The sequence below is a fragment of the Pseudomonas neuropathica genome (genome assembly GCF_015461835.1).
Taxonomy (GTDB): domain Bacteria; phylum Pseudomonadota; class Gammaproteobacteria; order Pseudomonadales; family Pseudomonadaceae; genus Aquipseudomonas; species Aquipseudomonas neuropathica.
Genome location: NZ_JACOPX010000024.1, coordinates 58,490 through 70,548, shown reverse-complemented (window position 1 = coordinate 70,548; position 12,059 = coordinate 58,490). Strand labels below are relative to the sequence as shown.

The 12,059-nt window shown below is 59.6% G+C and carries 11 protein-coding genes and 1 rRNA gene; 7 read left to right on the top strand and 5 right to left on the bottom strand.

Annotated elements, in window-relative coordinates:
* The 4 genes from rrf to H8F23_RS27040 form a co-directional block, all read left to right on the top strand.
* A 5S ribosomal RNA gene (gene rrf, locus H8F23_RS29470) occupies positions 1 to 78 on the top strand; the annotation flags it as partial.
* Between the two features lie 149 nt (positions 79 to 227).
* Positions 228 to 887, top strand: coding sequence for a paraquat-inducible protein A (locus tag H8F23_RS27050; protein WP_194936397.1), 660 nt, complete (start codon positions 228 to 230; stop codon positions 885 to 887).
* Positions 874 to 1,497: a paraquat-inducible protein A gene (locus H8F23_RS27045; RefSeq protein WP_093441551.1), complete on the top strand. Its 624-nt coding sequence runs from the start codon at positions 874 to 876 to the stop codon at positions 1,495 to 1,497. The genes H8F23_RS27050 and H8F23_RS27045 overlap by 14 nt, the downstream gene beginning before the upstream one ends.
* The gene (locus H8F23_RS27040) at positions 1,490 to 3,793 is read left to right on the top strand and encodes a PqiB family protein (protein ID WP_194936396.1); all 2,304 of its coding nucleotides are present in this window, start codon (positions 1,490 to 1,492) and stop codon (positions 3,791 to 3,793) included. The genes H8F23_RS27045 and H8F23_RS27040 overlap by 8 nt, the downstream gene beginning before the upstream one ends.
* Before the next feature lie 183 nt (positions 3,794 to 3,976).
* On the opposite strand, the gene mksF is transcribed toward H8F23_RS27040, so the two are convergent.
* The 3 genes from mksF to mksB are packed head-to-tail and all read right to left on the bottom strand — an operon-like array spanning position 3,977 to position 8,782.
* A complete protein-coding gene (gene mksF / locus H8F23_RS27035) occupies positions 3,977 to 6,817 on the bottom strand; it encodes an Mks condensin complex protein MksF (RefSeq protein ID WP_093441541.1) in 2,841 nt (946 codons plus the stop codon).
* On the bottom strand, positions 6,814 to 7,515 hold the full coding sequence (gene mksE / locus H8F23_RS27030) for an Mks condensin complex protein MksE (RefSeq protein ID WP_007912968.1): 702 nt from the start codon (positions 7,513 to 7,515) through the stop codon (positions 6,814 to 6,816). The genes mksF and mksE overlap by 4 nt, the downstream gene beginning before the upstream one ends.
* Positions 7,505 to 8,782, bottom strand: a complete 1,278-nt coding sequence (gene mksB / locus H8F23_RS27025; RefSeq protein WP_007912967.1) for an Mks condensin complex protein MksB — start codon at positions 8,780 to 8,782, stop codon at positions 7,505 to 7,507. The genes mksE and mksB overlap by 11 nt, the downstream gene beginning before the upstream one ends.
* Before the next feature lie 243 nt (positions 8,783 to 9,025).
* Here mksB and H8F23_RS27020 point away from each other — a divergent pair, with 243 nt between their 5' ends.
* Positions 9,026 to 9,772, top strand: coding sequence for an energy transducer TonB (locus H8F23_RS27020; protein WP_194936398.1), 747 nt, complete (start codon positions 9,026 to 9,028; stop codon positions 9,770 to 9,772).
* Positions 9,765 to 10,217 carry a ribosomal protein S18-alanine N-acetyltransferase gene (rimI, locus tag H8F23_RS27015; protein WP_007912963.1) on the top strand — a complete coding sequence of 151 codons (453 nt, stop codon included), beginning with the start codon at positions 9,765 to 9,767 and terminating at the stop codon, positions 10,215 to 10,217. Before H8F23_RS27020 ends, rimI begins: the two co-directional genes overlap by 8 nt.
* Positions 10,218 to 10,320: 103 nt before the next feature.
* On the opposite strand, the gene H8F23_RS27010 is transcribed toward rimI, so the two are convergent.
* A complete protein-coding gene (locus H8F23_RS27010; RefSeq protein ID WP_194936395.1) occupies positions 10,321 to 10,725 on the bottom strand; it encodes a serine kinase/phosphatase in 405 nt (134 codons plus the stop codon).
* A 141-nt stretch (positions 10,726 to 10,866) separates the two neighbouring features.
* Between H8F23_RS27010 and can the strand changes: the two genes are divergently transcribed.
* The gene (gene can, locus H8F23_RS27005; protein WP_007912954.1) at positions 10,867 to 11,511 is read left to right on the top strand and encodes a carbonate dehydratase; all 645 of its coding nucleotides are present in this window, start codon (positions 10,867 to 10,869) and stop codon (positions 11,509 to 11,511) included.
* 8 nt (positions 11,512 to 11,519) lie between these two features.
* On the opposite strand, the gene H8F23_RS27000 is transcribed toward can, so the two are convergent.
* A complete protein-coding gene (locus H8F23_RS27000) occupies positions 11,520 to 12,044 on the bottom strand; it encodes an SET domain-containing protein-lysine N-methyltransferase (protein ID WP_194936394.1) in 525 nt (174 codons plus the stop codon).
* Positions 12,045 to 12,059: the final 15 nt, after the last annotated feature.

The window sequence follows — 12,059 nt, the reverse complement described above, 5'->3', positions numbered from 1 at the left end:
CCCGAACTCAGCAGTGAAACGATGCATCGCCGATGGTAGTGTGGGGTTTCCCCATGTGAGAGTAGGTCATCGTCAAGATTAAATTCCGAAACCCCAATTGCGAAAGCAGTTGGGGTTTTGTTTTGCCCGCAGGAAAAGTTTTTGCTCGCGACAGCGAACAAATTTGCACAGTTATTTTCGAATCAGAACACTAGAATAGCCCCACCTTATTCGGAGCCAGAGCCTTTATGTCAGAGTCGGTTGACGCCCCCGGGCTGTCAGATTTACCGCTGGAAGACTTGGTGGCCTGTCACGAGTGCGACCTGCTGATGCGCAAGCCACAACTTGCCCATGGCGAGAAAGCGCTCTGCCCACGCTGCGGTTACGAGTTGTATGCCCACCGCCATAACGTGGTGCAGCGCAGCCTCGCCCTGGTGATTGCAGCATTATTGCTGTACATCCCGGCAAACTTTTTACCCATCATGCAACTCAATATCCTCGGACAGTCTTCGCAGGATACGGTCTGGAGCGGCGTGGTCGGCTTGTTCAACACCGACATGCAGGGTGTTTCCATTGTCGTATTCCTGTGCAGCATGGCCATACCGCTGCTCAAGTTGCTGTGCCAGTTATTCGTATTGCTGACGATCCGTTTCGATATCGGTCGCAGTTACGGCTTGTTGCTCTATCGCATTTACCACCACCTCAAAGACTGGGGAATGCTCGAGGTCTACCTCATGGGCGTGCTGGTGGCGATCGTCAAACTGGCTGATATGGCAGCGATCACCGTTGGTCTTGGCCTGGTATGTTTCATTGGTTTGTTGTTGGTACAGGTCTGGCTGGAAGTGGTGATGTCACCGCATCAGATCTGGCAGGCGTTATCAGGAGAGGACGCTCATGCGGGCGATTGATGCGGGCATTCTGGTGTGTACCGAATGCCACGAATTGAACAAGCAAGAAGCTGACACCGACGAGCAAACCTGCACCCGTTGCGGTGCACTGGTTCATGCGCGACGTCCAAACAGCCTCACCCGTACCTGGGCGCTGCTGATCACCGCGGCGATCATCTATATACCGGCCAATGTCTTGCCGATCATGACTGTCAGTTCTTTGGGCCAAGGTGATCCGAGCACCATCATGTCCGGCGTGATCCAGTTAGTGCAACACGGCATGATCCCGATCGCCGCCGTGGTGTTTATCGCCAGTATTCTGGTGCCGACCTTCAAACTGGTGGGCATCGCGCTGCTGCTGTTTTCGGTGCAACGACGTCAACCGTTGTCCGCCCGTCAGCGCATCTGGATGTACCGTTTTATCGAGTTTATTGGCCGCTGGTCGATGCTCGATATTTTTGTGATCGCCATTCTCGTGGCGGTCGTCAACTTCGGCCGGCTTGCCAGTGTCGAAGCCAATCTTGGCGCCATCGCCTTCGCCAGTGTGGTGATTCTGACGATGCTCGCCGCAGTAACTTTCGATCCCCGACTGATTTGGGATAACACGGAGTCGGACGACGACCATGACTGATTTGCCCGTAGCGAAAACCCGACCGGCTTCGAACTGGTCTGCCATTTGGGTACTGCCTCTGATCGCGCTGATCATCGGCGGCTGGCTCGGCTGGCGTGCCTACTCCGAAACCGGTATCGAGATCCAGATCCGCTTCGAGAGTGGCGAAGGCATCCAGGCCAACAAGACCGAGGTCATGTACAAAGGCATGTCGGTCGGGAAGGTCAAGGCGCTCAAACTCGACGATGAGGGCAACTCCAAAGGCGTGATCGCCACCGTCGAGATGAACAAAGACGTCGAGCAATACCTCAAGACCAGCACGCGTTTCTGGCTGGTCAAGCCGAGCGTGACCCTGGCCGGCATCACCGGTCTGGAAACTCTGGTCTCCGGTAACTACGTGGCTATCAGCCCTGGCGAAGGCGAACCTGTGCGCAAGTTCAAGGCGCTGGCCGAAGAGCCGCCGCTGTCGGACGCCAAACCCGGCCTGCATCTGACCATCAAGGCCGATCGTCTCGGTTCGCTGAACCGTGGCAGTCCGGTGTTCTACAAACAGATCAAGGTTGGCCAGATCAAAAGCTACGTGCTTTCGGAAGATCAAAGCACCGTTGAGCTGAAAGTCTTCATTGAGCCGACCTACGCCAAACTGGTGCGCAAACACACGCGTTTCTGGAATGCCAGCGGCATCAGCATCGACGCCAACCTGTCCGGCGTGAAAGTGCGCAGCGAATCGCTGGCCAGCATCGTCGCCGGTGGTATCGCCTTCGCCACGCCGGAGAACCGCAAGGACAGCCCGCCGACCGATCCTAGCCTGCCGTTCCGTCTCTACGAAGACTTCGATGCCGCCGCTGCCGGGATTCGCGTGAAGGTCAAACTCAGCGATTTCGAAGGCCTGCAGGCTGGCCGCACGCCAGTCATGTACAAAGGCATTCAGGTCGGCAACCTGAAAGCATTGAAGATCGACCCGGATCTGAACAGCGCCACTGCCGAGCTGACTCTTGATCCGTTGGCCGAAGACTATCTGGTCGATGGCACCCAGTTCTGGGTGGTCAAACCATCGATTTCTCTGGCCGGTATCACCGGGCTGGAAGCGCTGGTGAAAGGTAACTACATCGCTGTGCGCCCGGGTGACAAGGGCGCTGCGCCGAAACGCGAGTTCGAGGCACGCCCGAAGGCGCCGCCGCTGGATCTGCGTTCGCCGGGGCTGCACCTGGTGTTGTTCACCGATGTCCTTGGCTCCATCGATGTTGGCAGTCCGATTCTGTACAAGCAGGTCAAGGTCGGTTCGGTGCAGAGCTACCAGTTCTCCAAGACCCGCAAGCAACTGGTCATCGGTGTTCACATCGAGAAGGAATACGAAAACCTGGTCAATGCGTCGACGCGCTTCTGGAATGTCAGCGGCATCACGCTGACCGGCGGACTGACCGGCGGCATTCAAGTGAAGAGCGAATCGCTGCAGACCCTGATGGCCGGTGGCATCGCTTTTGAAACACCGCAGGCCAAGGCGCCGTTGCAGAAGCGCATTCCACGTTTCCGCCTGTTCGCCAACCATGATGAGGCGAATCAGAAAGGCGCGGTAGTCACGATCAAGGTTGATCGCGCCGACGGTCTGAGCAGCGGCACGCCGGTGCGCTTCAAGGGACTGGATGTCGGCAAAATTGAAAGCGTCGATCTGACCGATGACTTGCAGTCGGTGATCCTCACCGCGCGTATTACCGAAGTGCCGGAGAAAATCGCCCGGGTCGGCAGCCAATTCTGGGTGGTCAAACCGGAGCTCGGCCTGATCAAGACAGAGAATCTGGAAACCCTGGTGACCGGGAAGTACATCGAAGTACAACCGGCGGCGAAGAACCTCGGCCCGCAGAAGAGCTTCACTGCGCTAGCCGCTGCGCCGGAAGTGAGCAAACAAGAGGCGGGTCTGAGTCTGGTCTTGAGCGCGGCCCGTCGTGGTTCGCTGAAACCGGGTGTGCCAGTGACTTACCGTGAAATTACCGTGGGCAAAGTCACCGGTTATGAACTGGGTCAGACCGCTGATCGAGTGTTGGTGCACATTCTGATCGAACCGAAATACGCGCCGTTGGTGCGCAGCGGGAGCCGGTTCTGGAACACTAGCGGTGTCGGGTTTGATATCGGTTTGTTCAACGGGCTGACGGTGCGCACCGAGTCGCTGGAGACGGCGATTCAGGGTGGCATCGCCTTCGCCACGCCGGACGGTGAGCGCATGGGCAACCCGGCGCGACCTGAGCAGACGTTCCCGTTGTTCGACAAGTTTGAGGATGAGTGGCTGACGTGGGCGCCGAAAATTTCGCTCGGTAAGTGATTCTATGGTGTCTGAAGTGGCGCCATCGCGAGCAGGCTCACTCCTAAAGGGGGACGCATTCCAACTGTAGGAGTGAGCCTGCTCGCGAAAGGGCCCGCAAAATCAGCACAAATCCCAAGCCATAAAAAAGGGCCGCGATCCAAACAGATCGCGGCCCTTTTTATTGCCTTCAGTTAATGCCGATCAAACCGCATCCAGCTCCGGTTCATCCGCTTCAACATTCAGCGTTGCCTTGACCACATCGTGGCGACGGATGTACTTCCAGTCCGCCTCATCAATATAGATACCGGCCGGCCCGCTGCCGCCTTCCAGGTCGATCGCGACACTGGCGCAGACCTGCGGCTTCACACTCGCCAGAATCGGCACGAAGCCCAGTTGCAGACTGGTTTCCAGCAACGCGGCCTGGTTCTTCTCGTCGATGTCTGCGGCCTCGTCGAGGTAGTACGGCAGACGTACGCGACCGGCCTGATCGCGGTCCATCAAGTGCAGCAACAAGTACATGTTGGTCAGCGCCTTGATGGTCATGGTTGTACCGTTGGACGCCGCGCCATCGATGTCGGTGTGGATCACCGGCTGGCCGTTGACCTTGGTGATCTCGAAGGCCAGTTCAAACAAGTCCTTGAGGCCGAGCTGGTTGTGGTTTGCCGCCACCAGCCGCGCCAGGTATTCCTTGGCCTCTTCGTTCTTGTTGTCCTGCTCGGCGCTTTGGCTCAGATCGAACACCGACAGGGTTTCGCCTTCTTCGTACTGACCGGCGCTGTGGATGATCTGGTCGATGTGCTTGAGCGCTTCCTTGTTCGGCGCGAGGACGATGCGGAAGCTCTGCAGGTTGGAGACCTGACGCTTGTTGATCTCGCGGTTGAACAGCGCCAGTTGATGCTCGAGGCTGTCGTAGTCGCTACGAATGTTGCGCAGGGTCCGGGCGATGTCGGTGACCGCCGCGCGACGGGCCTTGCCCAGGGTCAGCGCCTCATCGGTACGGTGCGCGTAAGCGTTGATCAGCAGCGACAGACGGCGCTCCATGTCGTCTTCGCTGTCGAACTTGGCCACGCCTTTCAGACGTACTTGCGCATACAGCGCTTCGATCTGGCCATCGGCGCGAAGCAAGCCTTGCCAGCTGTCCTGATAGTCGTTGAGCAGTGGCAACAGGTTGTCCATCGAATCATCGACCGGATCCATGAACGGCGTACCGAACGGCAGATCCGCCGGCAGCAGTTGACGACGGCGCAGCGCATCGTCGAGGGTGCGTTGCTTGGCTTCCATGTCAGCGATCTGGCGGCCAACCAGTTGCAGCTTGGCCGACAATTGCTGGACGCGCTCGGTGAACGCATCGCTGGAGCGCTTGAGTTCGTCCTGGGCGCCTTCCATCTGCGCCAGTTGCTCGAGCTTGTCGCCTTCCTCGGCACTCAGAGTCTGGGTGCGGCGGAAATCTTCCAGCGCCTTCTGCGCGTCCAGCACTTGCTGGTACAGCGCTTCGGTCTGGGTTTTACTCGCGGCGCGGTCGGCGGCTACAGCCTGTTGAGTCTTGAGTTGCTTGAGCTCTTTTTCCAGACGCTCTTTCTGATCGCGCAGCGCGGCACGGTCAGCCAAGGCTTGCAGCGCCGGCGGCTCGATGTGCGAGATGTCGATCGACAGACCAGGCACTTCAAAACGCTCGCCCTTGAAGCCGTCGAGAATCAGCTCAACCGATTTGACCCACTCGCCATCGTCGTCGAGGGTGATGCCGTGTTCGCCCAGCGGCAGGCTGAACAGCGCGCTGTTGAACAAGCGCATCAGACGCTCGACGTCCTGCTGCGAGAACTCTTCGCGCAGGCGGGCGTAGCTGTTGTTGTCGGCGTGATCGAGTTGTTGCTTCACCGACTTCAGGCGTTTTTCCAGATCGCGTACGCGCTCTTCCAGATCTTCAGCGCTGAACTGGCGTGATTGCGCCAGAGCACCGGCCAATTCGTCATGCGCGTCTTTGGCCGCGAGCAATTGTTGCTCGAGCACTTTGACGTCATCGACCAGCGCGAAGCGGTTCTTCAGCACCGACAGCTCGCCGAGCCAGCGCTGGATGCCGGAAATCTCCCGTTCCAGACGCATCAGCTCCTGGGTGCCGCCGCGCTGATCGTTTTGCAGGCTGTCCTGCTCGCCACGGTAGTGGTCGGCCTGAATAGTCAGTTCTTCTTTGCGCGCACTGGCGTAGTCCGACCAGGTGCCGAGCAACGAATCGAGCAGCGGCGAGAGGCGATGCAGTTTGCCGCGCAGCACGTCGCGCTGTTTCACGCCGTTGGCCAAGGCCTCAACCAGCGGGCCGGCGGCGACCAGCGAGTTGTAGTCCTGTTCCATCCGGCGCACGTCGCGGAAAGCTTCTTCGCACGCGGCGATGTAATCGACGCTGCCGGAACGCAGGCTGTGTTCGAAGGCGTCGAGGAACAACTGCTTCAACTTGGCCGCAGTGATTTCGCGCATGTGCAGCAGGTTGATGAACAGCGCGCGGAAGGTCTTCAGGCTCTGCTCGCTGGTGGAGCGCAGCGGGATCAGCGTCAGGTCGAGCGGGATCGACGTGTGACCGCCAACCAGCAAACGACGCAGTTCGTCCGGCTTGAGTTCGTAGGCTTTCAGGCCTTCTTTCTCAAGGTTGCTGAACAGCTCTTTCTGGCGCAGGCAGGTGTCGTTCTTCTGGTAATGCGCCAGGTCGAGTTTGCCGGCATAGGCAAAGAACTGGTGACCGAAACCACCGCCCGGGCCGCGACCGACCACGCCGATCACGTGCGGGCCGTGCGGCAGGTTCACTTCGACGAGGATGTAGCTGGTGTCGGAGGCGAAGTAGAAGCGCCGCGATTGTTCGAGGCTGTACTTGCCGAAACTCATGTCCGACATGCGCGCCAGAATCGGGAACTGCAAGGCGTTGATCGACGCCGATTTACCGAGGTTGTTCGCGCCGTAAACCGACAACGGTTCTTCCAGCGGGAACAGGCCGAGGCTGTAACCGGCGGTGTTCAAAAGGGCAAAGCGACGGATGCCGTAGCGTTCCTGGCTCATGCGTCGGACTCCTGTTCTTCGGCAATGGCGCGGGCCAATGCATCTTCTTCGCTCTCTTCCTCAAATTCGGAGAGATCGAGCGGGTCGTCGGTTTCGAGGAATTTGGCTTCCGCCGCTTCATCAATCAGCACTGGCGCCGGCAACGGCAGAACGCTGTGCACGCTGGCCGCCAGATCGCGGTCCTGCTGTACCGACAGGCACACGTCGAGGAAACGGTGCATTGGCGGCAGGAAGCGATAAACGCCGTTTTCTTCGCTGGCAAAACCGAGTTGAGTCATGCGGCGCATGATCTTTTCTTCGAGCTCTTCAACGGTCTGCACTTCGGCCTGAATGAACAGGTCGCGGTACTTCTCCAGCAGCGATGGCAGTTCTTCACGGCCGAGGCTGCCGCCATCGAGCACGGCGATCGGGTCGCGGCCCTGATCGGCCAGGTGCTCGACGAGGATGAAGGTGAACAGCGCCAGACGCTGGGCGGTCTTGTTCACCGCCGCAGCGGCCATGTCCGGCACAAAGTAGTAGAAACCACGGGTATCGCAGACCAGTTCAAAACCCAGCGCCTTGAACAGCGTGCGGTACTGGTCCTGGAAGTTCGACAGTTGCGCGTACAGCTCCGGGTCGCGGCGGCTGACGTGGTAACCCTTGAACAGCTCGCGGAAGATCGGCGCGAGTTGCGACAGTTCGGAAAGATCAAGATGCATTGGGGATGCTCGCAGAATTCTCGGCGGCGCTGTCGCTGGCCGAGAGCAGGGCGAAGGAGCGCAGGCTGACCTGGTGCTCGTGAGTGTGGTATTCGCGGCGTTCCAGACGCTCGCGCTTGAAGCGTTTTTCCCGCGACAGGCGCGAGAACCAGTAGAGCAATTCGTCGGTGGCGCCGTCCGGCTCCTGCTCGAGCAGCCAGGTCATCAGATCCGGCATCGGCAAGGCTTCTTCGCAGCGGTCGACCATCTCGCGCACGGTGCGGGGCGCGCGTGGGGCTTCGCCTTTCTGGGTCTTGTGTGCCTTGGGGAAACGCGCCGGTTTTGGCTCGAAACGCGCCAACGCATAGACGTAGGCTTCGACCTGACTGGCGCTGCCGAGGAAGGTGCTTTGCGGGCGGGTGAACAGCGGCATCGCGGCTTGCGGCACGGCGTCGATGCCTTTGCGGCGAATCGCTGCCAGGGCTAACGCGGCGCCACGGGTCACGGCGTTGTGCCGGCGCGCTTCCTCACGCAGCGGCAGCAGCAGTTCGCGGGCGTGACGTAAGGTCAGTTGGGCGCTGGTCTGCATCTCGAGGATGCGTGCGTGGGTGCGCAGCAGCATGTCGTCGTCGACCAGATGGCCGAGGCGTTGCTGTTCGCTGAGCATCTTCAGCAACACGGTTTCGACCTTGCGCACGCCTTGTTCGAAGGCGCCATCGGCGTTCACCAGATCAATCATCGGCTCGACGTATTCGTCCCACGTTGCCAACACTTCGGCATAACGCTGACGCAATGGAATCTGCCGGTCGCTGGTCTTCGCGCGTTCGGCGACGGCGACCAGCGCCTGTTCGTCGTTGTCGAGCTTCTTCAATACGTCGCGCACGCGCATGTCGAGCAGGCGCAACTGGCGGGCGAGGTCGTGGCCATCGCGGACTTCGAATGCGTCCTGGATGTAACCGGCCAGACGTTCGAGGTGGCGCAGATAGGCTTCGATTTCCAGGCACAGGCCCAGTCGGTGCTCGCGACGCAGATAAGCGAGGAAATCATGGATCTGTGCGTTCAGCTCGAAACGGTTCGGGCTTTTCGCCACCGGAATCAGGATATCGAGGCGAATCCACACGTCGAGCAGGCTGGTGATGTCCTGCGGCGTGCTGTCCAGTTGTTGGGCGGCCAGCTGTGAGCGCAGTTCGTTGAGGCTCAATGTGCCTTGGTCGAAGTGCTCACACAGTGGCTCAAGCAGTGCCCAGTGTTCAGCGAGGGCGCGCAAGACGCGCTTGGGTTCGATCATCGGAATGCCCGGCTGGTTGGCAATGAAAAGCGGCGATTGTACTGCATCACGAAGGATGCGATTCACTCTCGGGACGGGCTGTCGCATTCTTTGTATAAAGAGCGTGGTAAAGCGCCTCGTGAAAGAGTATCGATCTACAACGGGCGATCTTGAACGAAGGGCGGTAGAATCAGCGCACTTCAGTTATCCACAAGTGGCCGACCCTTGCTAATCGAGTCCCGCCGCCGCGCCTATTTGAACGCCATGCAGGTGGTCAACTGGCTGCCGCGCACCGAATTGCCCTTCGCCGCACCGTCGCGGCCCGAGCTGCTGGACATGCCCGAGCCCGAGGTAGAGGCGCCGGCCGTGCTTGCTCCGCAGGCCGAAGCCCCGGCAGCACCGGCTGCGCGTCCGAGTGAGCGGCCGAAGATCGAGGTGCCGCGTCCTTCGCTGGCCAGCACACGAACCAACGCCAAACCGGTAGAAGAGGCCGACGACACGCCAGTCGTCGCCAAACCGGCACCGGTGCCACCACCGCGTTTCGCCCTGCAATTACTGCGCGCCGGGCGATGCCTGCTGCTGGTCGAGTTACCCACAGGCGAACCGTTCCAGAGCCGTGATCCCGCCTATTTGCTGCTGAAAGACATGCTGCGCGCCGCCGGTCTGCCGGATGCGCCGCAAATCGTCGGTGAGCCGGTGCGCTGGCCGTGGCTCAATCGCGGCACCATGGATCAAGGCCCGGAGGCGGCGCGTGATTTCGTTCAGGGTTTCCTTTCCGTGCAAATGGAAGCCGCACCCTGCGCCTGTCTGTGGCTGATCGGCTTGCCGGCGGTGCGTTTTGCCGGTGAAGCGGATGCCGAAGCGTTCAATCGTGAATTGCAGATCGAAGGTCTGGGCTCGGCCTGGGCCATTCCCGGTCTGGAATTGTTAATGGAAGAGCCACAGCGCAAGGCCGCTGTGTGGCAAGCCATGCGTCGGCTGATGGCGCGCTGGAAAGAATCGAATGAGTGACGCTGTATCGTTCCGCCCGATGACCGAGGCGGATCTGGAAACCGTGCTGAAAATCGAGTACGCCGCGTACAGCCATCCGTGGACCCGGGGGATTTTTCTCGACGGCCTGGGTAAATACCAGATATGGCTGATGTTCGAAGGTGAGCAGCAGGTCGGCCACGGGGTGGTGCAGATCATTCTGGATGAGGCGCACCTGCTCAACATTACCGTCAAACCGGAAAATCAGGGGCGCGGGCTGGGTCTGACGTTGCTCGAGCATCTGATGTCGCGGGCCTATGCGGCTTCGGCGCGGGAATGTTTTCTGGAAGTGCGTGACAGCAATACGGGCGCGTTCAAGTTGTATGAACGTTATGGCTTCAACGAGATTGGCCGGCGTCGGGATTATTATCCGGCGGTGGGTGGGCGCGAGGATGCCGTGGTCATGGCCTGCACCCTCGTTGACTGATGACCTGTAGGAGCTGCCGAAAGCTGCGATCTTTTGATTTTGATGTTACGACCAAGATCAAAAGATCGCAGCCTTCGGCAGCTCCTACAGGGGGGCGCGTCTGCTAGCGGTTGCCATCCAGCGGATCACGCCGCGCCAGTTCCGCCTCATCCAGCCCGTTGCCTCCGCCAATGTCATCTTCATCGACGATGCTCAAGTCCCAATCGGCCTGATTGCCTTCCCCGGCCTCTTCGGCATCCCGCGCGCCATCTTCATGGATCAGCGTTTCCGGGCTCAGGTCATCGTCAGTCGGCTCATGATCACTGACCGAAGCCCCGGTCATGCCCGCCTCTCGTACACGCTCATGGGGCATCAACTGTTCACGTTCACGCTCGGGGATTTCATCACCGATTTTCGCGCTAGGTTCGTCTGCATCGAAATCCAGCTCATGTACCGAACCCATACGGTCTTCGTTATCATCGATGGGCTCTGGTTGCGCCGCATCGTAAGGGCGTCGTGAATCAGTCATGGCAAATCCTCATACTGTGGGCCTTACTAAGGTGGACTCACCGGACACACGAGAATTCCCATGAAATCACTTGCGATTCTGGCGTGACCCCGACCGGCGGTCGTCTGTCAAAGCAGCGCATCTTTCTTGAGGCCTTACAGCATGCACGACTTACAAGACCTGATTGATAACAACGAGCGTTGGGCTGACGCGATCACCAAGGAAGACCCGGATTTCTTCGCCAAGCTGGCGCGCCAGCAAACGCCGGAATATCTGTGGATCGGCTGTTCCGACGCACGTGTGCCGGCTAACGAGATCGTCGGCATGCTGCCGGGTGATCTGTTTGTGCACCGCAACGTCGCCAACGTGGTGCTGCACACCGACCTCAATTGCCTGTCGGTGATCCAGTACGCGGTCGATGTGCTCAAGGTTAAACACATTCTCGTCACCGGCCACTACGGCTGCGGCGGTGTACGCGCCTCGATGCAGGATCGCCAGTTCGGCCTGATCGACGGCTGGTTGCGTTCGATCCGCGATCTGTACTACGAAAAACGCGAGGAGCTGGCCAAGTTACCGACCGAAGAAGAGCAGGTTGATCGCATGTGCGAACTCAACGTAATCCAGCAAGTGGCCAACGTCGCCCACACCAGCATCATCCAGAACGCCTGGCATCGCGGGCAGAGCCTGTCGATCCACGGTTGCATCTACGGCATCAAGGATGGTCGCTGGAAAAGCCTGAACACCACCATCAGTGGTTTCGAGCAATTGCCGCCGCAATACCGTTTGCGTCCGGTTGGCGCGTTGTAAACGGCCTTTCAGCGCAAACCCGAGTGCCGCCAGCGCTGTAAAAAGTGCTGGCCCTCGATGCTGGGCGGTTCGTCGTAACCGGTGATCCACCCTCGACAGCGTTTGGCTCCGCAGCCGCAGGCAAACTGATGCAGCAGTTTGTCTTCGGTGGCGGCGTAGTCCATGGTCAGCCGCTCCCCCCTGTGGATATCTTTCAACGCCCACAACCACAGCTCGCTCATGTCGAGAAACACGTTGGGGTCGCACGCGTGTTCGATCAAACCGCAAAAGCGCGGGTCGTAAATGTGGATGCCCGTCAGCATTTGTCGGGTCTGTCGGCAGCGATAGGGCAGAAGTTGCCCTGACACCCGGCACATCCGATGGCTTTGCAGAAACTCACGCCGCGCCGCGACCCCCATAGGGCTGGCGTGCGCATCGTGGATGATTTCGAAGTCGGTACTGGCGGGAAATCCCAGTCGCACGGGCAGGCCGGCGAAGGGGTAAATACCTTCGGTATCGCGTGGCGCCGATTGCGCCATGGCGTGGATATTCATAACAGTCCTTGTCGC

Excerpts from the sequence above, each read along its gene's own strand:
- H8F23_RS27045 (WP_093441551.1), top strand. The coding sequence starts at position 874 with ATGCGGGCGATTGATGCGGGCATTCTGGTGTGTACCGAATGCCACGAA.
- H8F23_RS27050 (WP_194936397.1), top strand. The coding sequence starts at position 228 with ATGTCAGAGTCGGTTGACGCCCCCGGGCTGTCAGATTTACCGCTGGAA.
- mksF (WP_093441541.1), bottom strand. The coding sequence starts at position 6,817 with ATGAGCCAGGAACGCTACGGCATCCGTCGCTTTGCCCTTTTGAACACC.
- H8F23_RS27040 (WP_194936396.1), top strand. The coding sequence starts at position 1,490 with ATGACTGATTTGCCCGTAGCGAAAACCCGACCGGCTTCGAACTGGTCT.
- can (WP_007912954.1), top strand. The coding sequence starts at position 10,867 with ATGCACGACTTACAAGACCTGATTGATAACAACGAGCGTTGGGCTGAC.
- H8F23_RS27000 (WP_194936394.1), bottom strand. The coding sequence starts at position 12,044 with ATGAATATCCACGCCATGGCGCAATCGGCGCCACGCGATACCGAAGGT.
- mksB (WP_007912967.1), bottom strand. The coding sequence starts at position 8,782 with ATGATCGAACCCAAGCGCGTCTTGCGCGCCCTCGCTGAACACTGGGCA.
- H8F23_RS27020 (WP_194936398.1), top strand. The coding sequence starts at position 9,026 with ATGCAGGTGGTCAACTGGCTGCCGCGCACCGAATTGCCCTTCGCCGCA.
- mksE (WP_007912968.1), bottom strand. The coding sequence starts at position 7,515 with ATGCATCTTGATCTTTCCGAACTGTCGCAACTCGCGCCGATCTTCCGC.
- rimI (WP_007912963.1), top strand. The coding sequence starts at position 9,765 with ATGAGTGACGCTGTATCGTTCCGCCCGATGACCGAGGCGGATCTGGAA.
- H8F23_RS27010 (WP_194936395.1), bottom strand. The coding sequence starts at position 10,725 with ATGACTGATTCACGACGCCCTTACGATGCGGCGCAACCAGAGCCCATC.